The organism is Streptomyces sp. NPDC017993, assembly GCF_044328065.1.
GTDB lineage: Bacteria > Actinomycetota > Actinomycetes > Streptomycetales > Streptomycetaceae > Streptomyces.
In genome coordinates, this window is the sequence record NZ_JBIRGO010000003.1 from 129,478 (window position 1) to 155,030 (window position 25,553).

Annotated in this window: 24 protein-coding genes; 17 read left to right on the plus strand and 7 right to left on the minus strand. The window is 71.7% G+C overall.

From position 1 onward, the window contains the following. The first annotated feature begins 73 nt into the window (after positions 1–73). On the plus strand, positions 74–1,339 hold the full coding sequence (locus ACH4FH_RS05895) for a hypothetical protein (RefSeq protein ID WP_398554505.1): 1,266 nt from the start codon (positions 74–76) through the stop codon (positions 1,337–1,339). Positions 1,340–1,411: 72 nt separating this feature from the next. On the opposite strand, the gene ACH4FH_RS05900 is transcribed toward ACH4FH_RS05895, so the two are convergent. Then, the gene (locus tag ACH4FH_RS05900) at positions 1,412–2,752 is read right to left on the minus strand and encodes a D-arabinono-1,4-lactone oxidase (protein ID WP_398554506.1); all 1,341 of its coding nucleotides are present in this window, start codon (positions 2,750–2,752) and stop codon (positions 1,412–1,414) included. Positions 2,753–2,979: 227 nt separating this feature from the next. Next, positions 2,980–4,248, minus strand: a complete 1,269-nt coding sequence (locus ACH4FH_RS05905) for an MFS transporter (RefSeq protein ID WP_398554507.1) — start codon at positions 4,246–4,248, stop codon at positions 2,980–2,982. A gap of 199 nt (positions 4,249–4,447) precedes the next feature. Here ACH4FH_RS05905 and ACH4FH_RS05910 point away from each other — a divergent pair, with 199 nt between their 5' ends. Together ACH4FH_RS05910 and ACH4FH_RS05915 are read left to right on the plus strand one after the other, a co-directional pair. Then, positions 4,448–5,602, plus strand: coding sequence for a ferrochelatase (locus ACH4FH_RS05910; RefSeq protein WP_398554508.1), 1,155 nt, complete (start codon positions 4,448–4,450; stop codon positions 5,600–5,602). A 48-nt stretch (positions 5,603–5,650) separates the two neighbouring features. Next, a complete protein-coding gene (locus tag ACH4FH_RS05915; protein ID WP_398554509.1) occupies positions 5,651–6,466 on the plus strand; it encodes an inositol monophosphatase family protein in 816 nt (271 codons plus the stop codon). A gap of 66 nt (positions 6,467–6,532) precedes the next feature. Here the strand turns inward: ACH4FH_RS05915 and ACH4FH_RS05920 are convergent, their stop codons facing one another. Then, positions 6,533–6,709 (minus strand): hypothetical protein, encoded by a 177-nt coding sequence (locus ACH4FH_RS05920; RefSeq protein WP_393893384.1) that lies wholly within the window; start codon positions 6,707–6,709, stop codon positions 6,533–6,535. 325 nt (positions 6,710–7,034) lie between these two features. Between ACH4FH_RS05920 and ACH4FH_RS05925 the strand changes: the two genes are divergently transcribed. The 4 genes from ACH4FH_RS05925 (at position 7,035) to ACH4FH_RS05940 (ending at position 10,717) form a co-directional block, all read left to right on the plus strand. Then, the gene (locus tag ACH4FH_RS05925; RefSeq protein ID WP_393893385.1) at positions 7,035–7,688 is read left to right on the plus strand and encodes a response regulator transcription factor; all 654 of its coding nucleotides are present in this window, start codon (positions 7,035–7,037) and stop codon (positions 7,686–7,688) included. Between the two features lie 6 nt (positions 7,689–7,694). Next, positions 7,695–8,957 (plus strand): sensor histidine kinase, encoded by a 1,263-nt coding sequence (locus ACH4FH_RS05930; RefSeq protein WP_398554510.1) that lies wholly within the window; start codon positions 7,695–7,697, stop codon positions 8,955–8,957. Between the two features lie 578 nt (positions 8,958–9,535). Then, positions 9,536–9,838, plus strand: coding sequence for a DUF4193 domain-containing protein (locus tag ACH4FH_RS05935; RefSeq protein ID WP_393893387.1), 303 nt, complete (start codon positions 9,536–9,538; stop codon positions 9,836–9,838). Between the two features lie 15 nt (positions 9,839–9,853). Beyond that, a complete protein-coding gene (locus tag ACH4FH_RS05940) occupies positions 9,854–10,717 on the plus strand; it encodes a hypothetical protein (RefSeq protein WP_398554511.1) in 864 nt (287 codons plus the stop codon). A gap of 22 nt (positions 10,718–10,739) precedes the next feature. On the opposite strand, the gene ACH4FH_RS05945 is transcribed toward ACH4FH_RS05940, so the two are convergent. Continuing rightward, entirely contained in the window at positions 10,740–11,183 is a 444-nt protein-coding gene (locus tag ACH4FH_RS05945) for a DUF3093 domain-containing protein (RefSeq protein WP_398554512.1), read from the minus strand. Positions 11,184–11,241: 58 nt separating this feature from the next. Between ACH4FH_RS05945 and ACH4FH_RS05950 the strand changes: the two genes are divergently transcribed. The 4 genes from ACH4FH_RS05950 to ACH4FH_RS05965 all read left to right on the plus strand — a co-directional run bounded on the left by ACH4FH_RS05950 (position 11,242) and on the right by ACH4FH_RS05965 (position 14,814). Continuing rightward, complete coding sequence (locus tag ACH4FH_RS05950; protein WP_398554513.1) at positions 11,242–11,844, plus strand: PaaI family thioesterase; 603 nt, start codon at positions 11,242–11,244, stop codon at positions 11,842–11,844. After that, positions 11,841–12,362, plus strand: a complete 522-nt coding sequence (gene dut, locus ACH4FH_RS05955; RefSeq protein WP_393893391.1) for a dUTP diphosphatase — start codon at positions 11,841–11,843, stop codon at positions 12,360–12,362. The genes ACH4FH_RS05950 and dut overlap by 4 nt, the downstream gene beginning before the upstream one ends. A gap of 1 nt (position 12,363) precedes the next feature. Next, the gene (locus ACH4FH_RS05960) at positions 12,364–13,131 is read left to right on the plus strand and encodes a DUF3710 domain-containing protein (protein WP_398554514.1); all 768 of its coding nucleotides are present in this window, start codon (positions 12,364–12,366) and stop codon (positions 13,129–13,131) included. A 504-nt stretch (positions 13,132–13,635) separates the two neighbouring features. Continuing rightward, positions 13,636–14,814 carry an alginate lyase family protein gene (locus ACH4FH_RS05965; protein WP_398554515.1) on the plus strand — a complete coding sequence of 393 codons (1,179 nt, stop codon included), beginning with the start codon at positions 13,636–13,638 and terminating at the stop codon, positions 14,812–14,814. Positions 14,815–14,965: 151 nt separating this feature from the next. On the opposite strand, the gene ACH4FH_RS05970 is transcribed toward ACH4FH_RS05965, so the two are convergent. After that, positions 14,966–15,505 (minus strand): GNAT family N-acetyltransferase, encoded by a 540-nt coding sequence (locus ACH4FH_RS05970; RefSeq protein WP_398554516.1) that lies wholly within the window; start codon positions 15,503–15,505, stop codon positions 14,966–14,968. 236 nt (positions 15,506–15,741) lie between these two features. On the opposite strand from ACH4FH_RS05970, the gene ACH4FH_RS05975 reads away from it, so the two are divergent. The 4 genes from ACH4FH_RS05975 (at position 15,742) to ACH4FH_RS05990 (ending at position 20,420) form a co-directional block, all read left to right on the plus strand. Beyond that, a complete protein-coding gene (locus tag ACH4FH_RS05975) occupies positions 15,742–18,297 on the plus strand; it encodes a DUF4118 domain-containing protein (protein ID WP_398554517.1) in 2,556 nt (851 codons plus the stop codon). Positions 18,298–18,376: 79 nt separating this feature from the next. After that, positions 18,377–19,060, plus strand: a complete 684-nt coding sequence (locus ACH4FH_RS05980) for a response regulator (protein ID WP_393893396.1) — start codon at positions 18,377–18,379, stop codon at positions 19,058–19,060. 112 nt (positions 19,061–19,172) lie between these two features. Then, positions 19,173–19,571 (plus strand): OB-fold nucleic acid binding domain-containing protein, encoded by a 399-nt coding sequence (locus ACH4FH_RS05985; protein ID WP_362711830.1) that lies wholly within the window; start codon positions 19,173–19,175, stop codon positions 19,569–19,571. A 3-nt stretch (positions 19,572–19,574) separates the two neighbouring features. Beyond that, positions 19,575–20,420, plus strand: a complete 846-nt coding sequence (locus tag ACH4FH_RS05990; RefSeq protein WP_398554518.1) for a DUF3159 domain-containing protein — start codon at positions 19,575–19,577, stop codon at positions 20,418–20,420. A 140-nt stretch (positions 20,421–20,560) separates the two neighbouring features. Here ACH4FH_RS05990 and ACH4FH_RS05995 read toward each other — a convergent pair whose 3' ends face one another. Then, entirely contained in the window at positions 20,561–21,238 is a 678-nt protein-coding gene (locus ACH4FH_RS05995; protein ID WP_393893398.1) for a potassium channel family protein, read from the minus strand. Then, positions 21,235–21,903 (minus strand): potassium channel family protein, encoded by a 669-nt coding sequence (locus ACH4FH_RS06000; RefSeq protein ID WP_398554519.1) that lies wholly within the window; start codon positions 21,901–21,903, stop codon positions 21,235–21,237. Before ACH4FH_RS06000 ends, ACH4FH_RS05995 begins: the two co-directional genes overlap by 4 nt. Positions 21,904–22,232: 329 nt before the next feature. Between ACH4FH_RS06000 and ACH4FH_RS06005 the strand changes: the two genes are divergently transcribed. Both ACH4FH_RS06005 and ACH4FH_RS06010 read left to right on the plus strand, forming a co-directional pair. Beyond that, positions 22,233–24,179, plus strand: coding sequence for an NAD-binding protein (locus ACH4FH_RS06005; RefSeq protein ID WP_398554783.1), 1,947 nt, complete (start codon positions 22,233–22,235; stop codon positions 24,177–24,179). Positions 24,180–24,322: 143 nt separating this feature from the next. Then, on the plus strand, positions 24,323–25,441 hold the full coding sequence (locus ACH4FH_RS06010; RefSeq protein WP_398554520.1) for a PucR family transcriptional regulator: 1,119 nt from the start codon (positions 24,323–24,325) through the stop codon (positions 25,439–25,441). The last annotated feature ends 112 nt before the right edge of the window (positions 25,442–25,553 follow it).

Consider the following 25,553-nt stretch of genomic DNA (forward strand, 5'->3'; position numbering starts at 1 on the left):
TCGGAACTATTGGCTCCGCCAAATGGTCTCTTCTCCATGCAAGATGGATCGAAGGGGCGATCAAAGGCTGGAGATGGACGAAGAAACCAAAACCGACGCCAAGAAGAAGGAGAAGCGGATCGACCTGAGCGTGGCTCAGGTCGCGGGCAGTGCTCTCGCAGCGGCCGTCGCCGCGTTCCTCGCGGGCCGGCTGGGCGTTTACGGAACGATCATCGGCGCGGGTGTGGTCAGTGTCGTCGCCACCACCGGCGGCTCGATATTCCAACATCTGTTCCGGCGCACCGGCGAGCAGCTCAAGGAAGCCACGGTCACCACACGGCCGAAGCCGCTCCGCTTCTCCACCACCACTCGATCCACCACCGGGGAGGCGCATCGCGCCGACCCCACCATGGTGTTGCCCACCTTCGACAAGCAGGGCGCGGAGGACGACATCACGTCCGTCGCGGCCCGGCGGACCGGTCCCGGCACGGACCGTACGCAGCTGACCCCGCGGGCCGAAGCGGTCCACCGCCGGGACCCGACCGCCGCGCATCCCCTCCCGGACGCCGATGCCGGAACCCGGCTGCCGGGGCGCGCCGAAGCCGAGGGTGCGGCGACGTCTGCCGGTGCTGCCGGAGCTGACGGGTCCATCGATTCCGTCGAGGCCGGCCGCTCCGATGAGACCCGAGTGCTGCGCCCGGCGTACGCGGGTGCTCAGGGGCGGCCCACCGACAGGACCCAGATGGTGCCGCGCCTCGACGAGCGGACCGTCAGGCCCGCCGGAGCGGCGACGCCTCCGGCAGACGCCACCGTGGCGATGCCCGGGGCGCATCCGGCCGAAGAGGTCAGCGCCGCGACGTACGGCACCCGGCTGCGCGGCTGGAAACGGCCCGCGCTCGGCACGCTCGCCGTCTTCGTGCTGGCCATGGGCGTGGTGACGGGGACCGAGCTGATCACCGGTCAGACGCCGAGCGGTGACAAGGGCACCACGCTCACCAACATCACCCACACCGGCGGCTCCGGCCGGCAGCAGCCCGAAACCCCGCGGTCGCCCGACCCCGGGCACTCCACCGGCGACGGGACGCGCGGGAGCGGCGACGAGCCGTCACCGGACCCGAGTACCTCCGGTAAGACCGGCAGTGACACCGACCGTGGGACGAAGTCCCCGTCGCCGACCCCGGACGGCGGCAAGACCTCTCCCGATCCCGATTCCTCGCCGAGCACCGGTCCGTCCCCGGACGACCCCACCGGATCCGGTGGCGACACCGGTGACGGCTCGACCGGCGGTCAGGACGAGGGAACCCAGCAGAACCGGAACGACTCCGACGCACAGCAGGCCCCTGCTCCGGACGCCTCCTGACAGGGAGGGGACCGGTCGACGGCCGCGCCCCGGTGCCCCGCCCAGGGGTGGCCGGTGCGCGGCCGTCGTCGGTCAGTCGCCCAGTACGCGCCGCAGATAGCCGTTGGCGAAAAGGCGGTCGGGGTCCAGTCGGTCGCGCAGCGCGGTGAACTCACCGAACCGCGGATAGGCGGCGGCGAGGTGGCCGGCGTCCCGGGTGTGCAGCTTGCCCCAGTGCGGACGCCCGTCGTGCGCCGCCATGATCTGCTCGGCGGCGGCGAAGTACCTCTCGTGCGGTGTGCCGCGGTACATGTGCACGGCGATGTACGTGGTGTCGCGGCCCGAGGCGGTGGACAGGGGGATGTCGTCGGCCGGCGCGGTGCGCACCTCCACCGGGAAGCTGACCTTGAGGTCCGAGCGCTCGATGAGCGTCCGCAGCTCGCCCAGCGCGGCAATGGCGGCCTCGCGTGGCACCGCGTACTCCATCTCCACGAACCGCACCCGCCGCGGCGAGGTGAACACCCGGTAGGGGATGTCGGTGTAGGTACGGGCCGACAGGGCACGGCTGGAGATCTTGGCGATGCCCGGTATGGCCGCCGGTACGGCCCGGCCGACGCTGCAGGCGACCTGGAAGACGCCGTTGGACAGCAGCTCGTCCTCGATCCAGCCGCTGACCCGGCCGGGCGGCGCCGACGGACCCTGGCTGCGGTTGTTGCGCTTGGTGTTGCAGCTGCCGGTGTGCGGGAACCAGTAGAACTCGAAGTGTTCGTTCTCGGCGACCAGCTCATCGAAGCGGCCGGTCACCTCGTCGAAGGCCATCGGCTCCTCGCGGGCGGTCAGCAGGAACTCCGGCTCCACCGCGAAGGTCAGCTCGGTGATCACGCCCAGCGCGCCCAGGCCCAGCCGGGCCGCGGCGAAGACGTCCGGGTTCTCCTTCGCGGAGCAGGTGAGGACCGAGCCGTCGGCGGTGACGAGTTCGAGGCCGGTGATCTGGGCGGCCAGCGAGGCGGAGTCGCGGCCGGTGCCGTGGGTGCCGGTGCTGGTGGCCCCGGAGACCGTCTGCTCCATGATGTCGCCCATGTTGGTCAGCGACAGTCCGTGCGCGGCCAGGGTCTCGTTCAACAGCTTGAGGGGCGTGCCGGCGGCCACCGTCACCGTCCCGGCCTCGCGGTCGATCTTCCGTACGCCGGTCAGCCGCTCGGGACGGATCAGCAGTCCGTCGGTGGCGGCCGCGGCGGTGAAGGAGTGGCCGGTGCCGGCCGCCTTGACCGTCAGTCCGTCCGCGGCCGCGCCGCGCACGGCCGCCGCCAGTTCCTCGGCGGACGCCGGGGCCACGGTGCGGGCGGGGCGGGCGGTGACGTTGCCCGCCCAGTTGCGCCACGGTCCTCCCGAGCCGCGCCCTCCCGAGCCGCCGTCGGCGTTGCTGGCTGCCATGGTGACGTCCCCTCCCCTCCGCGCGGGCAGGCCGCGTTCGGCCGCCGTTGGTGTGAGCGCATGATGTCAGTCACCGACGCGACATCCAGGCGGGGTGACGCGAATCACAGAGGTGGGGATCGGCTGCTGTCGCCCGGCTTCCGGACATGTCGCCTCGGGCGTCCGCCAGGCGCGCGGCCGGGCCCGCCGCTTCCGACGCTGCCGGCCCGCCAGGGGCGCAGCGCCGGCTAGCCGACGCGCTCGCCGTCCTGTTCCTCCGCGGCCCGGCTCGCTCCGGGGAGGGGAGCGGCCGCCACTGGCACCGACTGTGTGACGGGCTGCGGCCGGAGCCTGCGCCAGCCGGCGAAGGCGACCAGCGCGGCGAGGGCCCCCGCCGCACCCGGCACCAGATAGCCACGCCCCGCCCCGGCGGCGTCCACGACCCAGCCCGCCGCCGACGAACCGAGCGCGACACCCACCGCGAGTCCGGTGCCCGTCCAGGTCATCCCCTCGGTCAGCTTCGACCGGGGCACATGTTCCTCGACCAGCGCCATGGTGGTGACCATCGTCGGGGCGATGGACAGCCCCGCCACGAACAGCGCCACCGCCATCAACGGGAGCGAACCCACCAGTTGCAGCGGCACCATGCTGACGGCCATCGCGCAGACGCCCACCACCCAGCGGCGTGAGGCGTGCCCCTTGAGGTGGAGGAGCCCGAAGACCGCGCCCGCCAGGCACGAGCCGAGCGCGTAGACGGCCAGCACCAGGCTGGCGGCCGCCTTGTGGCCCTGTTCCTCGGCGAACGCGACGGTCACGACGTCGATCGCCCCGAAGATCGCGCCGGTCGCCACGAACGTCACCACCAGCACCTGCAGGCCCCGCGAGCGCAGTGCGGAGCCCGTGGAGTGCTGCTCCCGGGGATGCGGCACCGGTTCCGTCCCGCGCTGGGCGGTCAGCCAGAAGACGCCGGTGCCGAGGAAGACCGCGGCCAGCAGCGGGCCCGCCTCCGGGAACCATGCGGTCGACAGCCCGATGGAGAGGATCGGGCCGAAGATGAAGCACGTCTCGTCGACGATCGACTCCCAGGAGTACGCGGTGTGCAGCTCCCGGGGGGAGCCGCGGTAGAGCTCCGCCCAGCGCGCCCGGATCATCGCGCCGACGCTCGGCACACACCCCGCACAGGCCGCGAACACGAACAGCGTCCAGTCGGGCCAGCGCTGCTGTGCGCTCAGCAGCAGACCGGCGACCGCGGCGATGGACACGAGGGTGGCCGGGCGCAGCACCCTGCGCTGGCCGTGCCGGTCGACCAACCGGGAGATCTGCGGGCCGAGGACGGCCGCGGACAGGGCGACGGCGGCGGACAGGGCGCCCGCCAGGCCGTAGCGGCCGGTGAGTTGGGAGACCATCGTGACGATGCCGATGCCCATCATCGACAGCGGCATCCGGCCCAGCAGTCCGGCGGCGGAGAAGGACAGGGTGCCGGGGCGGCCGAAAATGGCGCGGTAGGGACTGGGCAACGGGGGCTCCGCCGGGTGAGGACCGAATCTCGGTAAGGAATGTCTGTGGCCGATACAGCTTACGGGCGCAAAGCCCCGGCCGCTGCCGGATTTCCGCTCCCTCCGGAGGCCGGCCCCGGGGGAAGGCGCAGCAGGCCGCAGACCGTCCGCCCGGGGGCCTGCACGTCGCATCCGCGGTGGGGGTGGCAGGATCGATGACATGCCCGAACAGTGCGATTCACGTCCTTACGACGCCCTGCTGCTGCTGTCCTTCGGAGGCCCCGAGGGCCCCGACGATGTCGTCCCGTTCCTGGAGAACGTCACCCGCGGCCGCGGCATCCCCCGAGAGCGCCTCAAGGAGGTGGGTCAGCACTACTTCCTGTTCGGCGGCGTCAGCCCCATCAACGCCCAGAACCGGGAACTGCTGGACGCGCTGCGCAAGGACTTCGCCGAGCACGGCCTGGATCTGCCGGTCTACTGGGGCAACCGCAACTGGGCGCCCTACCTCACCGACACCCTGCGCACGATGGCAGCCGACGGCCACCGCCGTATCGCCGTGCTGGCGACCAGCGCCTACGCCTCGTACTCCGGGTGCCGGCAGTACCGCGAGAACCTCGCGGACGCGCTCGCCGTGCTCCGGGCCGAGGGCCTGCCCGTGCCCCGGGTCGACAAGCTCCGGCACTACTTCAACCACCCCGGATTCGTCCGCCCGATGATCGACGGCGTGCTGGCCTCGCTGGCCGAACTGCCCCAGGAGGTGCGGTCCGGCGCGCACCTCGCCTTCACCACGCACTCCATCCCCCTCGCCGCGGCGGACACCTCCGGTACGCCCGAGGACCACACCCGGGACGGCGACGGCGGCGCCTACGTCGCCCAGCACCTGGACGTGGCACGCACGATCGTGGACGCGGTACGGGCGGAAACGGGTGTGGACCACCCCTGGCGGCTCGTCTACCAGTCCCGCAGCGGCGCACCGCACATCCCGTGGCTCGAGCCGGACATCTGCGACCACCTGGAGGAGGTGCATGGCGAGGGCGCCCCCGCAGTCGTCATGGCCCCCATCGGGTTCGTCTCGGACCACATGGAGGTCAAGTACGACCTCGACACCGAGGCCACCGCCAAGGCGGCCGAGCTGGGCCTGCCGGTCGCCCGATCGGCCACCGTCGGCGCCGACCCGCGGTTCGCCGCCGCCGTCCGCGACCTCCTCCTGGAGCGCGCTGCCACCGAACGGGGAGGCGCCCCGGAGCGCTGCGCCCTGGGCGCCCTCGCCGCCTCCCATGACCTGTGCCCGGTCGGCTGCTGCCCCGCGCGGGCGCCCCGGCCGGCCGCGGCCGGCGCGGACTGGCAGGGCCCGGTCGCCGAGGCCCCCGCGTAAGGCCACAGCCCGCCCACCCGACCACCGCTCGTCCGAGCAAGGAGCATCGTGCCCGACCCGCTGCACCCCGACCCGCTGAACGACGAACTTCTCGAACTGGCATTGGAAGCCGCTCGCCGCGCCGGCACCCTGCTGCGCGACGGCCGCCCCGCCGACCTCGGCGTTGCCTCCACCAAGACCAGCCCCATCGATGTCGTCACCGAGATGGACATCGCCTCCGAGAAGCTGATCACCGGCTTCCTCGCGGAACACCGTCCCGACGACGGCTTCCTGGGGGAGGAGGGCGCCAGCGTCCACGGCAGCAGCGGTGTGCGCTGGGTCATCGACCCGGTCGACGGCACCGTCAACTATCTCTACGGCCTGCCGTCCTGGTCGGTGTCCATCGCCGCCGAGCGGGACGGCGAGACGGTCGTGGGCGTCGTCGCCGCCCCGATGCGCGGCGAGACCTACCAGGCCGTCGTGGGCGGTGGAGCGTTCAACAACGGTGAGCGCCTTCACCACCGGCCCGCTCCGCCGCTGTCCCAGGCACTCGTCGCGACCGGCTTCGGCTACCTCGCCGAGCGCCGGGCCGCCCAGGCGGAGGTGCTGCGCACCCTGATCCCGCAGGTCCGCGACATCCGGCGGGGCGGCTCCGCCGCCATCGACCTGTGCGATGTGGCCTGCGGCCGGGTCGACGCCTACTACGAGCGCGGGCTGAACCCCTGGGACCTGGCCGCCGGCGTGCTGATCGCCCGTGAGGCCGGCGCGCTCACCGGCGGTCGCCCCGGGCAGCCCGCCTCCCACGAGCTGACCGTGGCGGCCGCCCCGGCGCTCTTCGAGCAGCTCCAGCCCCTGCTGGACGACCTCGGCGCCTGGCACGACTGACCGGGCACGACAGCGCCCCGGCACCGTCCACTGGGTGCCGGGGCGCTGTGCTGTGCAGCCGGAAGGTCAGGCGGGGGTCGCCGCGCCGACATGTACTCCGTGCTCGGTCGCCAGGCGCTGCAGGTCTTCGAGCTCTGCCTGCTCGACCTCGGCGAGGAAGTCGTCGCCCGTCGCGCGGGCCCTGTCCAGATCAGCTTCGGTGTTCCGTATGCGCTGCAGAATGCCTGCGGTGAACGCGTCCATGGTGCGCCCCCTCGTCGTGGGTCGGTGGCACAGGGGTGTGCCGACGGGTGGGTCGATCACGGCGTGGTCCCTGTGGAGGATCGGTCGTGGCAAAGCGCCGTACAGGGCGTGATCGCGGGTGTGCAGTCGTCCTCCCCCCGCGCCACCTCAGGGAAACCTCAACGCACAGAAGAATCCTGGCAATCGGGCGACCGGACCCGCTCTCCACCCCCTCGCACCCCCCTTACCGCCGGTTTATGGCTCTTCGGGGCAGGATGGAAGAGCTCCGAGACATGATTTTTTGGTACCGCCCTGCCCGAACGGGCCCTGAGGAAGGACTAGCGACGTGCGTGTTCTCGTCGTCGAGGACGAGCAGCTGCTCGCCGATGCTGTGGCCACCGGACTGCGCCGGGAGGCCATGGCCGTCGACGTGGTCTACGACGGCGCTGCCGCCCTGGAGCGGATCGAGGTGAACGACTACGACGTCGTGGTCCTCGACCGCGACCTCCCGCTCATCCACGGTGACGACGTCTGCCGCAAGATCGTCGAGCTGGGGATGCCGACCCGCGTCCTGATGCTCACCGCCTCCGGCGACGTCAGCGACCGCGTCGAGGGCCTGGAGATCGGCGCGGACGACTACCTCCCCAAGCCCTTCGCCTTCACCGAGCTGACCGCCCGGGTGCGCGCCCTGGGGCGGCGTACGACCGTCGCCCTGCCGCCCGTCCTGGAACGGGCCGGCATCAAGCTCGACCCCAACCGCCGCGAGGTCTTCCGCGACGGCAAGGAGGTGCAGCTCGCACCCAAGGAATTCGCGGTGCTTGAGGTGCTGATGCGCAGCGAGGGCACGGTCGTCTCGGCCGAGCAGCTCCTGGAGAAGGCGTGGGACGAGAACACCGACCCCTTCACCAACGTCGTCCGGGTCACGGTCATGACGCTGCGCCGCAAACTCGGCGAACCCGCGGTGATCGTGACGGTCCCCGGATCGGGATACCGGATCTGACCGCCGATGCCCTCCCTGCCCTCGTTCTCCAAGCCGTCCCATCCGCCGCCGGGCACCCCGCCCAAGCCCACCTGGGACCCCCGGCCGATCAACGTCCGGCCGTTCCCGTGGCTGCGTCCGACCATCCGGATACGGCTCACCCTGCTGTACGGCGGCATGTTCCTGATGGCCGGCATCGTGCTGCTGACGATCATCTACATGCTCGCGGCGGACGCGCTGCACGACGGAAGTGCGCTGCCGCTGAAGATTCTCGGGGGCAAGTTCCAGTCCACCAGTGACATCTGCGATCTGCCCACCGAGACCTCCGGGCAGATGCTCCAGGAGGCGGTCAACAACTGCCTGGAGCACCAGCGGGCGGTGGCGCTCAACAGCCTCCTCAACCGCTCCCTGCTGGCCCTGCTCGGCCTGACCGTGGTCGCCTTCGCCTTCGGCTACGCCATGGCGGGGCGCGTGCTGTCGCCGCTGGGCCGCATCACGCGCACCGCCCAGCGGGTGGCCGGCTCCGATCTGCACCGCCGGATCGAGCTGGGCGGGCCCGACGACGAGCTCAAGGAGCTGGCCGACACCTTCGACGAGATGCTCGACCGCCTCGACCGGGCCTTCGAGTCGCAGCGGCGCTTCGTCGCCAACGCCTCGCACGAGCTGCGCACGCCTCTGGCGATCAACCGCACCCTGCTGGAGGTCCAGCTCGCCGACCCGGACGCCTCTCCCGAGCTGGCGCAGCTCGGAAAGACGCTGCTGGCGACCAACGAGCGCAGTGAGCAGCTGGTGGAGGGCCTGCTGCTGCTCGCCCGCAGCGAGAACAAGGTCGTCGACAAGAAGCCCGTCGACCTGGCCGAGGTCGCCTCGCAGGCCGTGGACCAGACCCGTCAGGAGGCGCAGAGCCGGGGTGTGGAGTTCCGCGGAGTGCGCCGGCAGGTGTTCGTCCAGGGCAACGGGGTGCTCCTGGAGCGGATCGCGCTGAATCTCGTGGAGAACGCCGTGCGGTACAACGTCGGGGAGGGCGGCTGGGTGGAGGTCACCACGGAACCGCAGCCCGGCTGCGCGGTCCTGGTCGTGGCCAATACAGGGCCGGTGGTTCCCGCCTACGAGGTGGAGAACATCTTCGAGCCGTTCCGGCGGCTGCGTACCGAGCGCACCGGCAGCGACAAGGGTGTGGGGCTCGGCCTGTCCATCGTGCGCTCGGTGGTGCGGGCGCACGACGGCAGCATCATGGCCGAGCCGCGCGAGGGCGGCGGACTCGTGATGCGGGTCGTTCTGCCGCTCTGAGCGCGGTTTCCCCGCGAGCCTCCTGTTCCGGGAGCCTCGCGGGGCGGCTGCGCGGGGGCCGCAGAGGCGCTGTGCGGCCCGTGGGGGCGTCGCGGGGGCGCCCGGGTGACCTCGGACATCTGTGCGTAGAGTCGCCCGCCGAACGCCCGTACATCGCCTCGCCTCGCGGTTTGACGTGACGGCGGGTGGGCGTGGATCCTTCGCCCAAGTTCGCTTTGCGCGGAATTCGGCTGGTCCACCCACCGGTCCGACCGTGTGTGATCCCTCACAGCTGCGCTTTTCCGGCCATCTACGCTCCGTGATCGAAACTCCCGGTGGAAAGCCGGGAAAATCCGGGTTTCCCGGGGCCCTGATCACGGGAAGTACACGGGATGGGCTGCGCGAGGTGCGACATTCGGACCGTGTACGGTCCTGATCGCATCCAAACCGATCGCCTCTTCAGAGGCGCGGTTGGGTGTCGATTGAGTAACAGACCTTGATGTGAGGCAAAATCTCCGCCTCAGGTCGGGCACAAGTCCGGCCTCTCACGCGTTACGAGCGCTGAGACACCGCAGACACCCAGAGGGGGAGAGCGACTAATGGCTACGGATTACGACACCCCACGCAAGACAGATGATGACCTCAACGAGGACAGCATCGAAGAGCTGAAGGCCCGGCGGAACGACAAGTCCACCTCGGCCGTCGACGTCGATGAGTTCGAGCAGGCCGAGGGCCTGGAACTCCCCGGCGCCGACCTTTCCAACGAAGAACTGGCCGTGCGCGTGCTGCCCAAGCAGCAGGACGAGTTCACGTGCATGAGCTGCTTCCTGGTGCACCACCGCAGCCAGCTCGCTGCCGAGGACAAGAACGGCCAGCCGATCTGCCGCGACTGCGCGGCCTGAGGAACGGTCTACGCCGTGGCAGGCGTGAACCCGTTCCGTAAGGGCCACAAGGGCGAGAAAGGCTCGGCGGCCGGCGCACGATCACGCGAGGAAACCGCGCCCGTGCCCGCCGACCAGACCGCCCTCCCCGCGGAGCGGACGACCGAATCACTGCAGGAGCGAGGCCGCACGGCCTCGCTCGCGGCTGCTTTCGGTCGTGGAGCCAAGAAGGGCGGCAGTGGCGCGCGCGCCGGTCTCGCCGCCATCGCCGACCGGATCATCGACACCGCCCCGCGGATCCCGGTCCGCGATCTCGCCACCCTGCGCGCGCAGTTTCCCGGCCTGACGCCCGAGGAACTCGCCGACAAGCTCATCGCGGGCGCCCGGCGGGGCACCGCCGCCGTCGGCGCGGGCATCGGCGCGGCAGCGATGCTGCCCGCACCGCCCGCCATGCCGGCCGAACTGGCCGCCGAGGTCGTCGGAGTCGCCTCGGTCGAGATCAAACTGCTCGCCGAGTTGCACGAGGTCTACGGCCTCCGGCCCGCCGGAAGCCGTGCGCAGCGCGCGATGGCCTATCTGACGTCCTGGACCGAGGAACGCGGCATCGAGATCACCAAACCCGCGTCGCTGAACATCGCGCTCGGCGGGCAGATGAAGCGGGAACTGCGCCAGCAGATCATGAAGCGCACCCTGCGCAACCTCCCCAACCTCACGCCGTTCATGATCGGCGCCGCGGTCGGCGCGTTCATGAACCGCCGGGACACCGGCAGACTCGCGGAGAAGGTCCGCAAGGACCTGCGCGCCCGGCAGATTCCCTGGGACGCGCTCCCCGACTCCGCGCCCCGCATCCTGCCGGCCGGCAGACGGGCAGGGGCGCCCCTGCCCCCGCCGGGCGACTGAGCCCCGCCCCGCGCGTCTCCCCTCAGGCGCGTACGGCCGTCAGAGCAGCCACCAGGCGCTCCGGCTCCCGCGTCGAGAGATAGGCATACGGCGTCGGATCCTGCGGATCCGCGATCTCCACCCGCACCGCGGTTCGCACATAGCCGCGCAGCAGCATGAACGCGCGGGCATCGGCCTTGTGCGTACGCCAGGCCAGCGCCTCCTCGGCGTCCAGTACCCGAGCCTCGCCCAGCGCCGACGCCGGGATCTTCGCGTCGCCCGCGATCAGCGCGTCGCCCACCACCCGGATCCGCACCGAGCCGTACGCGCTCACCGCCACCGCGGCGGCCGCGGCCCCGGCGATCAGCCCACCGAGCATCGGCAGCGTCCCCAGGGGGAGCAGCATCAGGGCACAGGCGACACCGATCAGGGCCGCGATCACCCACCAGGAGCGGGGCGCGGTGAGGCGTTCTTCGTACGACTGCATGGCTCCAGCTTGGCACGGCGGCGCGGGCCCCTTATGCGCGCGGGTAGGGTCTGCACTCGTGAGTGGAACTGACAGAACGAGGACGGATCTGCCGCGGCTGACGCCACCGAAGGACGCCGTCGCTCCGGTCCGGCATCCCGATGCGCCGGCGCCCGGAGAACTCCTCGGCGCGCACTACGACCGCTGCTTCGGCTGCGGCGACGGCCAGCCGCACGGCCTGCACCTGGAGGCGCGGGCCGGCGACGGCGTGAGCGTGAGCGCGGAGTTCACCGTCAAGGAGGCCCACCAGGGCGCTCCGGGCCTGGCGCACGGCGGCGTACTGGCCACCGCGCTGGACGAGACGCTCGGTTCGCTGAACTGGCTGCTGCGGGTGATCGCGGTGACCGGCCGGCTGGAGACCGACTTCGTACGACCGGTGCCGGTGGGCACGCTGCTGCGGCTGGACGCGCAGGTCACGGCGGTGCACGGCCGGAAGATCTACTCGACGGCCGTGGGGCGGATAGGCGGCCCCGACGGGCCCGTCGCGGTGCGCGCGGAGGCCGTCTTCATCGAGGTGAAGGTCGACCACTTCATCGACAACGGCCGGCCCGAGGAGATTCAGGCAGCGATGGCCGACCCGGACCAGCTCAAGCGAGCCCGCGCCTTCGAGGTGAACCCGTGACCCAGGTACGCAATCCGGTGGACGTGCTGCTGCGGCGGCTGGACGCGGACGTGCCCGTCCCGTCCTACGGGCACCCGGGCGACGCCGGCGTGGATCTGGTGACCACACAGGCCGCCGAACTGGCCCCGGGGGAGCGCGCAGTGCTCCCCACGGGAGTGTCGATCGCGCTGCCCGACGGCTACGCCGCATTTGTGCACCCCAGGTCGGGCCTCGCCGCCCGCTGCGGACTGGCGCTCGTGAATGCCCCTGGGACGGTGGATGCCGGGTACCGTGGGGAGATCAAGGTGATCGTGGTCAATCTGGATCCGCGCGAGAGCGTGCGGTTCGAGAGGCTCGACCGGATCGCCCAACTGGTCGTCCAGCAGGTCGAGAAGGTGCGCTTCCACGAGGTGGCGGAACTTCCCGGCTCGGCGCGGGCCGAGGGGGGATTCGGTTCCACCGGCGGCCATGCGGCGGTGGGCGGCTCCACGGGCGGGAATGGATACGCATCGGTCGGTGCCGACCGGGAAGGACAGTGACGTGTTCGGACGTCGCAAGAAGAACGAGGCTCCTGAAGAGTCGGCGGAGGACACGACGCTCGCCGAGGAGGAAGCGGTGAGCGACGCCGACGAGGACGAGGCGACGGGTGAGCGGCTCAACCTCCCGCCCGCGCCGCGGCCGGACGGTCCCTGGGACGTGTCCGAGGTCAAGGACCCGGGCGAGGGCCGGGTCGACCTCGGTGGCATGTTCGTGCCCGGCGTCGAGGGCATGGAGCTGCGGGTGGAGGTCGCCGGTGACGCGATCGTCGCCGCGACCGTGGTGCTGCAGGACAGCGCCGTGCAGCTGCAGGCGTTCGCCGCCCCCAGGAACGAGGGGATCTGGGGCGAGGTCCGCGAGGAGATCGCCTCCGGCATCACCCAGCAGGGTGGGATCATCGACGAGGTCGAGGGACCCCTGGGCTGGGAACTGCGCGCGCAGGTGCCCGTACAGCTGCCGGACGGGACGAACGGCGTCCAGGTCGTGCGTTTCGTCGGCATCGACGGTCCGCGGTGGTTCCTGCGTGGTGTGATCTCCGGGCAGGGTGCGGTGCAGCCGCAGGCCGCCGGGATCCTGGAGCACATCTTCCTGGACACCGTCGTCATCCGCGGCGACGCCCCGATGGCGCCGCGTGACCCGATCGTCCTGAAGCTGCCGGACGACGCCCAGATGGTGCCGGACGGTGTGCAGCAGGAGCCGGCCGAGGGTTCGCGCTTCAGCGGTGGCGTGGAGAGGCTGGAGCGGGGACCGGAGATCACCGAGATCCGCTGACCCGACGTCCTTGGGCCGGTCGGGCGCGCTGAGCGCCCGGCTGCGGCCCGACAGTGACCGTTGCGAGGGGTCGTACTTCCCGAGGGGAGTGCGACCCCTTTCGGCTTTTGTGGGCGGGCGCACCGTCGGTTTCATGGGTGAACCGTGGGTCAGTCTCCTGGAGTTGGCTCTCCGGCGAAGGAATTCCTGCGCCGAAGGCCAAGTGGGGGTGCACCAGGAACGGGCACCGATCGGGCAGCCCCCTGGGAGACCCCCGGGGGCTGCCCGCCTTCGGCTTTCCGGCAGGTGGCACGCGGTTCGCGCCGTCGTGAATCGTGCACCGGCCGCTGAACGGGCCCTCCGTGAAGGGTGGTTGCGGTGGCGCGACATTGACGCCAAGCCTTGACGGCGTGCGTGCCTGCCCTTACGTTCGCCAGCCATCACAGGTGTTCATATCAACGCTTGTCGTTCATGTACGAGAACAGCTCTCCTCATCGAGCATCTCGACAGGAAGGCACACCCCCCATGCGCAGAAAGTTCACCCTGGTCGCAGGCGCGCTGCTCGGCGCCCTCACGGCGGGCCTCCTCATAGGCGGCCCGTCCTCCGCGGCACCGGCCACCTTCACCCACCCCGGCGTCCTCGTCGGGACCGCCCAGCTCGACTTCACCCGCAGCAAGGTCAACTCCGGCGCCCAGCCCTGGAAGAGCGCCTACGACAGCATGATGGCGAGCAAGTACGCCTCGCTCTCCCGTACGCCCAAGCCCCGCGCCGTCGTCGAGTGCGGCTCCTACTCCGACCCCAACTACGGCTGCACCGACGAACGCGAGGACGCGCTCGCCGCGTACACCCTCTCGCTGGCCTGGTACATCACTCGCGACAGCAAGTACGCGGAGAAGGCCATCGCGCTCATGGACGCCTGGTCCGCCACCCTCAAGGACCACACCAACAGCAACGCCCCGCTGCAGACCGGCTGGGCCGGCTCCTCCTGGCCGCGGGCCGCCGAGATCATTCGCTACACCTACGACGGCTGGGCCGAGGACCGGGTGGACCGCTTCGCCGGGATGCTGCGCGAGGTGTACCTGCCGGAGGTCATCAACGGCTCGCACAGCAACGGGAACTGGGAATTGAGCATGATGGAGGCGGCCGTCGGCATCTCGGTCTTCCTCGAGGACAAGGCGTCCTACGACAAGGCCATCGCGAAGTTCCGCACCCGTGTGCCCGCGTACATCTATCTGAAGTCGGACGGCGCTCTGCCCAAGACCGCCCCGGGCAGCGGCCTGAACAGCCGGGACAAGATCATCAAGTACTGGCAGGGGCAGTCCACCTTCGTCGACGGACTCAGTCAGGAGACCTGCCGCGACTTCACGCACACCGGCTACGGCCTGTCGGCCATCTCCCACATCGCCGAGACCACCCGCCTCCAGGGCCAGGACCTCTACCCCGAGGTCGCCGACCGGCTACGCCACGCGCTCGGCCTCCATTCCACCTACCAACTGGGCACCGCCCCGCCGTCCTGGCTGTGCGGCGGCAGCGTCAAACGCGGCCTGGGGCCGGTCACCGAGGTCGGCTACAACGCCCTGCACAACCGGCTGGGCCACGAGATGACCAACACCCAGAAGCTGACCGGGCAGCAGCGGCCCGCCGGCTCCAACAACCTCTTCGTCGGCTGGGAGACGCTCACGCACGCGGAAAACCCCAGCTGAGCCGAGCTGGGTGCACCGCGCTTTGCGGCCCCAGGTGGAGGGTCGGGCGGTTCGGGGCCGGACGGGACCGCGAAGACGCGGGCCCGTCCGGCCCGCTGATCCGCCGCGTCCACCGGCCGAGGCCGGGATCCGCGCCCTCCGGCCCGTGCCGCTACCAGACGTCGCCGTCGCGCCAGTCGCAGGTGAGGTCGCCGTCGAGGTCGAGGGGTACGGGCCCCGGCAGGACGTAGAGCGAGCCGTCCTCGTCCGCGGTGCGGCGGATGCCGTCCGGAGTGAACGCCCAGGACGGGCCGCGCCACACCTGCCAGCCACGCGCCGCGTAGAAGTCCGCGGCCTCGTCGGAGGCGCCCAGCGCGCCGAGCTCGTAGGCGCCGCGCACCACCCGCTCCAGGGCTCCCATCATGGCCGCGCCGTGGCCGCGTCCGCGCCGGTCCGCGCGGACCCCCACGCCCTCCACGTACCCGCAGCGCAGCGCCCGGCCGCCGTGCAGGAGCCGGCGCTGGACCACGGACGCGTGCCCGATCAGTTCCCCGCCTTCGTGGACCAGTGCGTGCAAGCCACCCAGTGCGTGCTCCCAGTCCTCTTCGGTCATGTCGTCGAAGACGTCGTAGAGCAGGGTGCGGGCCGCCTCGAGGGTGGCGGCGTCCAGATCGGCGGTATGGGCGATGCGTACCTCGGTCATGCGCGTCATCCTCGCAGCCGGTGCGCGCGGCGACGACGGGATTCCAGGGGAGGGGGAGCGGCAGGGGCGGGCCCGCCCAAGGGCGGGAGCGTGCGGCGGAAACCCGACGCCCGCCCCGCCGTATCAGGGTCGCGTCAAGACCGGGGGCCCTACCATCGTTCACCCCTTTTGTCACATTACCGGGTCGGTAGTGTCGGATCCGGGGCAGCCCGATGGGGGAGGCCTTTACGTAAGACAATGAGGCCATGGCACGCGGCAAGCTACGGATCTACCTCGGTGCGGCACCGGGCGTCGGCAAGACGTACGCGATGCTGTCCGAGGCGCACCGGCGCGCGGAGCGCGGCACGGACGTCGTGGTGGCATTCGTCGAGCACCACGGCAGGGCCCGCACCGAAGTGATGCTGGCCGGCCTCGAGGCGATCCCACGACGGGAGCTGGAGCACCGCGGCACGACCTTCACCGAGATGGACGTGGACGCGGTCCTCGCCCGCGAGCCGGCCGTCGCGCTGGTCGACGAGCTGGCCCACACCAACGTCCCGGGGTCCCGCAACGACAAGCGCTGGCAGGACATCGAGGAGCTGCTGGCGGCCGGGGTCGACGTGGTGTCCACGGTCAATATCCAGCACCTCGAATCGCTCGGGGACGTCGTCGAATCGATAACGGGCGTCCGCCAGCGGGAGACCGTCCCGGACGAGATCGTCCGCCGCGCGGACCAGATCGAACTTGTCGACATGTCTCCACAGGCGCTTCGTCGCCGGATGGCGCACGGCAACATCTACCGCTCCGACAAGGTCGACGCCGCGCTCTCCAACTACTTCCGGCCCGGCAACCTCACGGCGCTGCGCGAACTGGCGCTGCTGTGGGTCGCCGACCGGGTCGACGAGTATCTGCAGCAGTACCGCGCCGAGCACTCCATACGCTCCACCTGGCAGGCCCGCGAGCGCATCGTCGTCGGGCTCACCGGCGGGCCCGAGGGACGTACGCTGATCCGCCGCGCCGCCCGGATGGCGGCCAAGGGCTCGGGCAGCGAGGTGCTCGCCGTCTACACCGCCCGCAGCGACGGGCTGACCTCCGCCTCGCCCAAGGAACTCGCCGTGCAGCGCACCCTCGTCGAGGACCTGGGCGGAACGTTCCACCACGTCATCGGCGACGACATCCCGCATGCGCTGCTGGAGTTCGCGCGCGGGGTGAACGCCACGCAGATCGTGCTGGGCTCCAGCCGCCGCAAGACCTGGCAGTACATCTTCGGGCCGGGCGTGGGAGCCACCGTCGCCCGGGATTCCGGGCCGGACCTCGATGTGCACATCGTGACCCACGAGGAGGTGGCCAGGGGCCGGGGGCTGCCCGTCGCCCGCGGCGCGCGGCTGAGCCGGGCCCGGATCATCGCCGGATGGCTCGTCGGCGTGGTGGGCCCGGTGCTGCTGTCGCTGCTGCTCACCGGCGTCGAGAACGGCCCCGGCCTGGCCAACGACGTGCTGCTGTTCCTCTTCCTGACCGTGATCGCGGCGCTGCTCGGCGGGCGGTGGCCGGCGCTGGCCTCGGCCGCCGTCGGCTCCCTGCTCCTGAACTACTACTTCACGCCCCCCACCCACACCCTCACCGTCAGCGATCCCCAGAACCTCGTCGCCATCGTGATCTTCTTCGCGGTGGCCGTCTCGGTCGCTTCGGTGGTCGATCTCGCCGCCCGCCGCACCCAGCAGGCGGCACGGCTGCGCGCCGAGTCGGAGATCCTCTCCTTCCTCGCCGGCAGTGTGCTGCGCGGCGAGACGACGCTGGACGCCCTCCTGGAGCGCGTCCGGGAGACCTTCGGGATGGACACGGTGGCTCTGCTGGAGCGCAGTAGCGACGTCACCCCGTGGACCTGCGCCGGCCGGGTGGGCGAGGGGGCCGAGGGCCGTACGCTGCTGCGCCCCGAGGACGCGGACGTCGACATGCCGGTCGGTGACCACATGGCGCTGGCCCTGTCCGGCCGGGTGCTGCCGGCCGAGGACCGGCGGGTGCTCGCCGCGTTCGCCGCGCAGGCCGCCGTCGTACTGGACCGGCAGCGGCTGGTGGGCGAGGCGGAGCAGGCCAGGGAACTGGCCGAGGGCAACCGGATCAGGACGGCGCTGCTGGCCGCGGTCAGCCACGATCTGCGGACCCCGCTGGCGAGCATCAAGGCATCCGTCACCTCCTTGCGCTCCGACGACGTCGCCTGGTCCGAGGAGGACGAGAGCGAGCTGCTGGAGGGCATCGAGGCGGGCGCGGACCGGCTCGACCATCTCGTGGGCAACCTTCTGGACATGTCACGCCTGCAGACCGGCACGGTCACCCCGCTGATCCGCGAGACGGACCTCGACGAGGTGGTGCCGATGGCGCTGGGCGGCGTGCCGGAAGGCAGTGTCACGCTCGACATCCCCGAGGAGCTTCCGATCGTCGCGGTCGACCCGGGGCTGCTGGAGCGCGCGGTCGCCAATCTCGTCGAGAACGCCGTGAAGTACAGCCCGGAGGGTGCGGTGGTGCTGGCCGCGGCCAGTGCGCTGGGCGACCGGGTCGAGCTGCGGATCGCGGACCGCGGGCCGGGCGTCCCCGACAGCTCCAAGGACCGGATCTTCGAGCCGTTCCAGCGCTATGGCGACGCGCCGCGCGGGGCGGGCGTGGGCCTCGGTCTGGCCGTCGCCCGCGGCTTCGCGGAGGCGATGGGCGGCACTCTCGCCGCCGAGGACACCCCGGGCGGCGGGATGACGATGGTCCTGACGCTGCGCGCGGCGGCCGGCCCGTCGGCGGCTCCGCCCGCCCTTCCGGCGCAGGCCATCACGTGAGCCCGGCCGCCGTACCCACCCCCACCCCACACCCCGCCGGCCCCGACCGGCGGGAACCGACCCCACGAGGAGAACGCCAGTGAACCGGGTGCTTGTGGTCGATGACGAGCCGCAGATCGTCCGCGCCCTCGTGATCAACCTGAAGGCGCGCAAGTACGAGGTGGACGCGGCCCCGGACGGGGCCACCGCCCTCAAACTCGCCGCCGCGCGTCATCCCGACGTCATCGTCCTCGACCTGGGTCTGCCGGACATGGACGGCGTCGAGGTGATCAAGGGGCTGCGGGGCTGGACGCGGGTGCCGATCCTGGTGCTGTCCGCCCGGCAGACCTCCGACGAGAAGGTGGAGGCGCTGGACGCCGGGGCGGACGACTACGTCACGAAGCCGTTCGGGATGGACGAGCTGCTGGCGCGGCTGCGGGCGGCGGTGCGCCGGGCCGAGCCGGCCGGGCCCGCCGGGGACGACGTGATCGTGGAGACCGAGGGCTTCACCGTCGACCTCGCCGCGAAGAAGGCCAACCGCGACGGCCGGGACATCCGGCTGACGCCCACCGAGTGGCATCTGCTGGAGGTCCTGGTGCGCAATGCGGGCCGCCTGGTCAGCCAGAAGCAGCTGCTCCAGGAGGTCTGGGGCCCGTCGTACGGCACCGAGACCAACTATCTGCGGGTCTACATGGCCCAGCTCCGCCGCAAACTGGAGAGCGACCCCTCCCACCCCCGGCACTTCCTCACCGAGCCGGGGATGGGCTACCGGTTCGAGCAGTGACCTCGTCGCCGGTCCGCGCCGGTCGAGGTCGCGTGGGGAGGCCGGGCGAGGCCCGTGCGGAGGAGGTGTGCGGGCAGTGATGCACGAGCGGGCGCACCGGTACGCTGGGGCTATGAGTGCTGGGACCCGATCCGAGAAGCCGGCCGGTCGCTTCCGCCGGATGCTCGACAGGCTGTCCTCCTCCGAGGAGGAGCTGCAGAGCGCTGAGCTGCAGCAGGACACGCAGGCGACGGGGTGTACCCGTATCTGCGACTGCGACGATCGCCAGATAGTCAAGGTCACCGGCACTCTGCGGCATGTGACGCTGCGGCCGCGCGCCGGTGTACCCGCGCTGGAGGCGGAGCTGTTCGACGGCTCCGCCGCCCTCGACGTGGTGTGGCTCGGACGCCGCTCCATCGTCGGGATAGAGCCGGGACGTAAGCTCATCGCCTCGGGCCGGGTCTCCATGAGCCACGGACGCCGGGTGCTTTTCAACCCGAAGTACGAACTCCGACCGCTCGGACAGGAGTAGCCGGTGACGTCTCACGACCGACCGACCACTGACGCTTCCGCAGATCATTCCTCCGCTCCGCCCGCCTCCGGCGCGGGCAAGGACGCCAACGGCAGAGATGTCACCGAGGCGGCGCTGTTCGAAGCGTTCGGTGGCGTACGCGGCATGGTGGAGACCGTTCTCCCCGGCCTGCTGTTCATCACGATCTACACGATCAACAAGGACCTGCACCTCTCGGCGATCGCGGCGCTGGCCGTCTCGCTGGTGATGGCGGCCGTGCGGCTGGTCCGCAAGGACACCGTCAAGCACGCCTTCAGCGGCGTTTTCGGGGTCGCCTTCGGCGTCGTCTTCGCGATGATGACCGGCAACGCCAAGGACTTCTACCTGCCGGGCATGCTCTACACGCTCGGCCTGGCCCTCGCCTACATCCTGACCACGCTCGCGGGCGCCCCGCTGATCGGCCTGATCCTGGGCCCGGTCTTCAAGGAGAACCTCTCCTGGCGGACCCGCAATCCCGGCCGGAAGAAGGCATACGCCAAGGCCAGCATGGCGTGGGGCCTGATCCTCCTCGCCAAGTGCGCGATCCTCTTCCCGCTGTACTGGTGGGCGAACACCTCTCAGCTGGGCTGGGTGCTGATCGCGCTCAAGATTCCACCGTTCCTGCTCGCGGTGTACCTCACCTGGGTCTTCCTGGCGAAGGCGCCGCCGCCCATCGACGTCTTCGCGGAGATGGAGGCGAAGGAGAAGGCGGCGGAGCAGGCCGAGAAGGAGCGCACGGTGCTGAGCCGGGTCGCGGACGACCTGTCGCAGGGCGTCACGCCCGAGGCGGTCGCCGAGCAGCCGGCGGAGGGTCCGCGCCACCGCCGCTGAGGCTCCGGGCCGGTCCCGGCGGGCCGTACGCGCTCCGCCGGCCCGCCGGTGACCCGCTCACCTTCCGGCGCCCATCGCCACGCACGAGGGCCCCTGGGACCACATCGGTCCCAGGGGCCCTCGGCCGTTTCAGAGCGGACTCAGTCCGACGCGTCCTCGCGGCGCATCGACAACAGGTCCTCCAGCTGCTCCTCGCGCGACTGGGCCGCGACGAACAGCAGCTCGTCGCCCGCCTCCAGCGCGTCCTCCTTGTTGGGCGTGAGCACCCGCGTACCGCGGATGATCGTGACCAGGGAGGTGTCCACGGGCCACTCCACATCGCCGACCCGGGTGCCCGCCAGGGCCGCCTCCGGGGGCAGCGTGAGCTCGACGAGGTTGGCGTCGCCGTGGCTGAAGCGCAGCAGCCGGACGAGATCGCCGACGCTCACCGCCTCCTCGACCAGGGCCGACATCAGGCGCGGCGTGGAGACCGCGACATCGACGCCCCATGCCTCGTTGAACAGCCACTCGTTCTTCGGGTTGTTGACGCGGGCGACCACCCGCGGCACGCCGTACTCGGTCTTGGCCAGCAGCGAGACGACGAGGTTGACCTTGTCGTCGCCGGTCGCCGCGATGACGACGTTGCAGCGCTGCAGCGCCGCCTCGTCGAGCGAGGTGATCTCGCAGGCGTCGGCCAGCAGCCACTCCGCGAGCGGCACCCGCTCGACCGAGATGGCGGTCGGCGCCTTGTCGATGAGCAGGATCTCGTGCCCGTTCTCCAGCAGCTCGCCGGCGATGGAACGGCCCACCGCACCCGCGCCCGCAATCGCGACCCTCATGCGTGCGCCTCCTCAGGACCTTCGGCGAATGCCGCTTCGACCGTCTCGACATCGTCGGTGCGCATCATCACGTGCACCAGATCGCCTTCCTGCAGCACCGTCTGCGAGGTCGGCAGGGTCGCCTCGCCCAGCCGGGTGAGGAAGGCGACGCGGACGCCGGTCTCCTCCTGCAGCGTGCTGATCTTGTGTCCGACCCATGCCGGGGAGGTGTGCACCTCGGCGAGCTGGACGGCGCCGCTGGGGTCCCGCCACAGCGGCTCGGACCCCGAGGGCAGCAGCCGGCGCAGCATCTGGTCCGCAGTCCAGCGGACGGTGGCGACGGTGGGGATGCCGAGGCGCTGGTAGACCTCGGCGCGGCGCGGGTCGTAGATCCGGGCCGCGACGTTCTCCACGCCGAACATCTCGCGGGCCACCCGGGCCGCGATGATGTTGGAGTTGTCGCCGCTGGAGACGGCGGCGAAGGCGCCCGCCTCCTCGATGCCGGCCTCACGCAGCGTGTCCTGATCGAAGCCGACCCCGGTCACCCGGCGGCCACCGAAGGACGAGCCCAGGCGGCGGAACGCGGTCGGGTCCTGGTCGACCACCGCGATGGTGTGCCCCTGGCTCTCCAGAGTCTGCGCGAGCGCGGAGCCCACGCGACCGCACCCCATGATGACGATGTGCATGCTGATTACCCCGTGCCCTGGACTAGCGCGCTGACCTGCACAAACACCCTGCTCACTACTTTCTTCTCCCAGTACCGGCGGCACGAAGCTACGGCTCGCGACAGTGACCTGGTGCGTCAACGGGCGGGTTGGGTGCACCGCGGTCCGGTACAACCGTAGCTGTATTGCCGACCCCGGTAGGGGGCGCGGTCGGCGCTCGTCGGGTGCGGTCGGTAGGGGCGTGGCCGGCTTCTCCCGCGCCGGGCTGCGCCGCCGTGCGCGGGTAAGGCACGCTACGAGGTGTGCCCAACCTGCCTCAACAGCCCCAACAGGGCTCTCCCGCCCCGCACATGGTGATCTGCGGTGACGATGCGCTCGCGCACCGGCTCGCCGCCGAACTCCGCGACCTCTACCGCGAACGGGTGACTCTCGTCGTGCCCTCGGCACGGGAGCCGCACCGACCACGCATCCCGCCGCCTGCGCGCGGCGGGCTGGGGAGAGCCACCGCACTGATAGGGCGGGTGTCGGCGGCGATGGTCCGCCCCTCGCCGCTGCCGTCCGAGGCGGCCCAGGAGGAGGACGAGCCGCCGGAGGAAGCGCTGCGGATCCTGGAGGCGGCGGAGGCCGACGACGCCGCGCTGATCGAGGCCGGCGTCCCCGAGGCGGGTGCACTGGCACTCGTCTATGACGACGACGAGACCAATATCCACGCCGCGCTGCGCGCCCGCCGTCTCAACCCCCGGCTGCGGCTGGTCATCCGGCTCTACAACCGCAAACTGGGCCAGCACCTGGAGGAACTGCTCGACCAGGCGGCGGCCGTCGCGGCGCTCGGCACCGAGGACGCCGAGAGCGTCGACGCCTCCACCACGGTGCTCTCCGACGCCGACACCGTCGCCCCGGCTCTGGCGGCCACCGCCGTCGCCGGCACCAGCAAGGTCATCGAGGCGGACGGCCTGATGCTGCGCGCCGTGGAGCGGATGCCCGTGCCGCCCGGTCGTCCCGGCGGGCCCGGACTGTGCACCCTGGCGCTGCTCTCCCCCTCGGCCAACGACCCCGCGGAGGTACCGAACTCCGCCGCCGGTGACGACGGGCCCGTGCTGCTGCCGGACGACGCGGCGACCGCGGCCGCCGACGGCTGCGGCACCATCGTCCTGGAAACCGTGTCCTACACCGGCCGCCCGGTGCGTCCCCGCGGGCTGCGGGGCCGGGGCGCACCACTCGCCTCGTTATTCTCCCGTCGGCTGCGCTGGTCGCTGGGCGGCGTTGTCGGCGCGGTACTCGCGCTGGCCGTCGCCTCTTCCCTGACGACCGGCGACGACCCGGTGCACGCCGTCTACCTCTCCCTGCTCGACCTCTTCGCCATCAACGACCCCGCGATCGGCCAGCCCACCGCACGCAAGGTGCTGCAACTGCTGTCCGGCCTGACCGGGCTGCTGCTCCTGCCGGTGCTGGTGGCGGCGGCGTTCGAGGGACTCGGCACCTTCCGCAGCGCCGCCGCGCTGCGCCGGCCGCCGCGCGGTCTGTCGGGCCATGTGGTGCTGCTCGGTCTGGGCAAGGTCGGCACCCGCGTCCTGGCCCGGCTGCACGAGATGGGCATCCCGGTGGTCTGCGTCGAGTCCGACCCCGAGGCGAGGGGAGTCGCGCTGGCCCGTCGGCTGCGCGTGCCGACGGTCCTGGGGGACGTCACCCAGGAAGGCGTCCTGGAGGCCGCCAAGGTCGACCGGGCACGGACACTGCTCGCCCTGACCAGCGAGGACACGACGAACCTGGAGGCAGCCCTGTACGCGCGGTCGGTCAAACCCGGGCTGCGGGTCACACTGCGGCTGTTCGACGACCGCTTCGCCACCGCCGTCTACCGCACCCTGCGCGCAGCGCACCCGAGGGCGCTGACGCGCAGTCGCAGCGTCTCCTTCCTGGCCGCGCCCGCCTTCGCCGGCGCCATGATGGGACGTCAGATTCTCGGGGCGATCCCGGTCGAGCGCCGGGTGCTGCTGGTCGCCCGTGTCGAGGTGCGCGGCCAGCGCACGCTGGAGGGCCGCACCATCGCTCAGGTGCTGCGCCCCGGCCGGCTGCGGGTGCTGGCGGTCGACACCTCGGCGGCCGGCGAACCGGCGCCGAACACCTCCCCCGTACCGCCGCCGCAGGGCAAGGAGCGTGAGCCCGCGCGCCTCGTGCACGAGCTGGGGGACGACTACGTCCTGCGTCCGGAGGACCGGGTCCTGCTGGCTGCCACCCGCAAGGGGATGGGCGATCTGCTGGCCCGGCGTCCGCACGCTGCCGGGATCCGGCAGGATTGACCCCGTCCCGGTGGCCGGGACCCGGCAATTTCAGGGTGCGAGGGAGTACGCGACGTGGTGGGTGCGGACGACGGAGAACGGCTTCGGCCGCCGCGGCGGTCCTCGCGGACGGTCGATGCGGCGGCAGTGCGTGGCGGCGTCCGATGAACCGATACAGCCCCGCCGCCGCACTCCCCGCCGACTTCGTCGAGGGCTACGCCGCGCTCCTCGGCGATGTCTCCCTCACCGGGCGGCTGCCGCGCCGCCCAGAACTCGACGACCTGCGTGACCGGGGCGAGCGGGCCGCCGAGGCCGGCCACGGCCTGCGCGAACTGGTCAGCCTGTTCCTGGGGGAGACCCGCCGGGCGTGGGGCACCCTGCCGGGCGTCGCGCGGGCGTCCGGCGCCGCCGACCACGCCAGAACCGGCGACGCGGTGCTGGGCGCCGTCGACGCGGCCATCGCGGCACTCGGCGAGGGCCACGAGCGCGCGCAGCGGCTGGCGGTGCGTCAGGAGGAGGCCGCCCGGCGCGAGTTTGTCGACGATCTGCTGTACGGGCGCAGCGACCTGGGCCGGCTGGCCGAGCGCGCGGAACGCTTCGGGCTGCGGCTGGCCCATGAGCACGCCGTCGCGGTGGCCGAGGGCGACGAGCCGTTCGACGACGTGCACCCCGTCGCCCGGCGGGTGGAGCGCGAACTCATCGGCCGCTTCGGCGACCGCGATGTGCTGATCACCACGAAGGGAGGCCGGCTGATCTGCGTCGGTGCGAGCAGCGAGCACAGTCTCCTGGACGCCTTTGCCGCCGGCGCGCAGCGCGTCGACGGGCGGCAGCGGGGCGCCCGCCGCGTGGCCATCGGCAGGCCGCACTCCGGTGCCGGCGGTGTGGTGCGCTCCTATGAAGAGGCACTGTCCGCCCTGGAACTGGCCGAGCAACTGGAGCTGACCGAGCCGGTACTGCGCGCCGCGGATCTGCTGGTCTTCCCGGTGCTGCTGCGCGACCGCGCCGCCATGGCCGATCTCGTACGGACCGTGCTGGGGCCGCTGACCCAGGGCCGCGGCGGGGCGGGGCCGCTGCTGGAGACGCTGCGAGCGTGCGCCGCGGCCGGCTACGTCAACGCCGAGGCGGCCCGCCGCCTCAAGGTGAGCGTGCGCACCCTGTCCTACCGCCTGGACCGCATCAAGATCCTCACGGGCTACGACCCGGCAGACGGCCTACAGCGCTTCACCCTGGAAACCGCTGCCCTGGGCGCGCAAGTGCTGGACTGGCCCGACAAGCCGCTCTAGTGGGGCGGCGGCGCGGGCCTGTGGGGCCACCCCGACGGCACCTTGGTCGGGAGCAGGACATCAAAGGTGCGTTAAGACTGCCGGGTTCTTGCAATGTGCGCGCCCCCGCTGT

What these genes read in the sequence shown, in the direction of transcription:
- ACH4FH_RS05895 (WP_398554505.1), top strand. Translation starts at nt 74, where the DNA reads ATGGACGAAGAAACCAAAACCGACGCCAAGAAGAAGGAGAAGCGGATC.
- ACH4FH_RS05970 (WP_398554516.1), bottom strand. Translation starts at nt 15,505, where the DNA reads ATGACGCGCATGACCGAGGTACGCATCGCCCATACCGCCGATCTGGAC.
- ACH4FH_RS06010 (WP_398554520.1), top strand. Translation starts at nt 24,323, where the DNA reads ATGAACCGATACAGCCCCGCCGCCGCACTCCCCGCCGACTTCGTCGAG.
- ACH4FH_RS05965 (WP_398554515.1), top strand. Translation starts at nt 13,636, where the DNA reads ATGCGCAGAAAGTTCACCCTGGTCGCAGGCGCGCTGCTCGGCGCCCTC.
- ACH4FH_RS06005 (WP_398554783.1), top strand. Translation starts at nt 22,233, where the DNA reads ATGGTGATCTGCGGTGACGATGCGCTCGCGCACCGGCTCGCCGCCGAA.
- ACH4FH_RS05935 (WP_393893387.1), top strand. Translation starts at nt 9,536, where the DNA reads ATGGCTACGGATTACGACACCCCACGCAAGACAGATGATGACCTCAAC.
- ACH4FH_RS05975 (WP_398554517.1), top strand. Translation starts at nt 15,742, where the DNA reads ATGGCACGCGGCAAGCTACGGATCTACCTCGGTGCGGCACCGGGCGTC.
- ACH4FH_RS05985 (WP_362711830.1), top strand. Translation starts at nt 19,173, where the DNA reads ATGAGTGCTGGGACCCGATCCGAGAAGCCGGCCGGTCGCTTCCGCCGG.
- ACH4FH_RS05930 (WP_398554510.1), top strand. Translation starts at nt 7,695, where the DNA reads ATGCCCTCCCTGCCCTCGTTCTCCAAGCCGTCCCATCCGCCGCCGGGC.
- ACH4FH_RS05920 (WP_393893384.1), bottom strand. Translation starts at nt 6,709, where the DNA reads ATGGACGCGTTCACCGCAGGCATTCTGCAGCGCATACGGAACACCGAA.
- ACH4FH_RS05910 (WP_398554508.1), top strand. Translation starts at nt 4,448, where the DNA reads ATGCCCGAACAGTGCGATTCACGTCCTTACGACGCCCTGCTGCTGCTG.
- ACH4FH_RS05900 (WP_398554506.1), bottom strand. Translation starts at nt 2,752, where the DNA reads ATGGCAGCCAGCAACGCCGACGGCGGCTCGGGAGGGCGCGGCTCGGGA.
- ACH4FH_RS05945 (WP_398554512.1), bottom strand. Translation starts at nt 11,183, where the DNA reads ATGCAGTCGTACGAAGAACGCCTCACCGCGCCCCGCTCCTGGTGGGTG.
- ACH4FH_RS05995 (WP_393893398.1), bottom strand. Translation starts at nt 21,238, where the DNA reads ATGAGGGTCGCGATTGCGGGCGCGGGTGCGGTGGGCCGTTCCATCGCC.
- ACH4FH_RS06000 (WP_398554519.1), bottom strand. Translation starts at nt 21,903, where the DNA reads ATGCACATCGTCATCATGGGGTGCGGTCGCGTGGGCTCCGCGCTCGCG.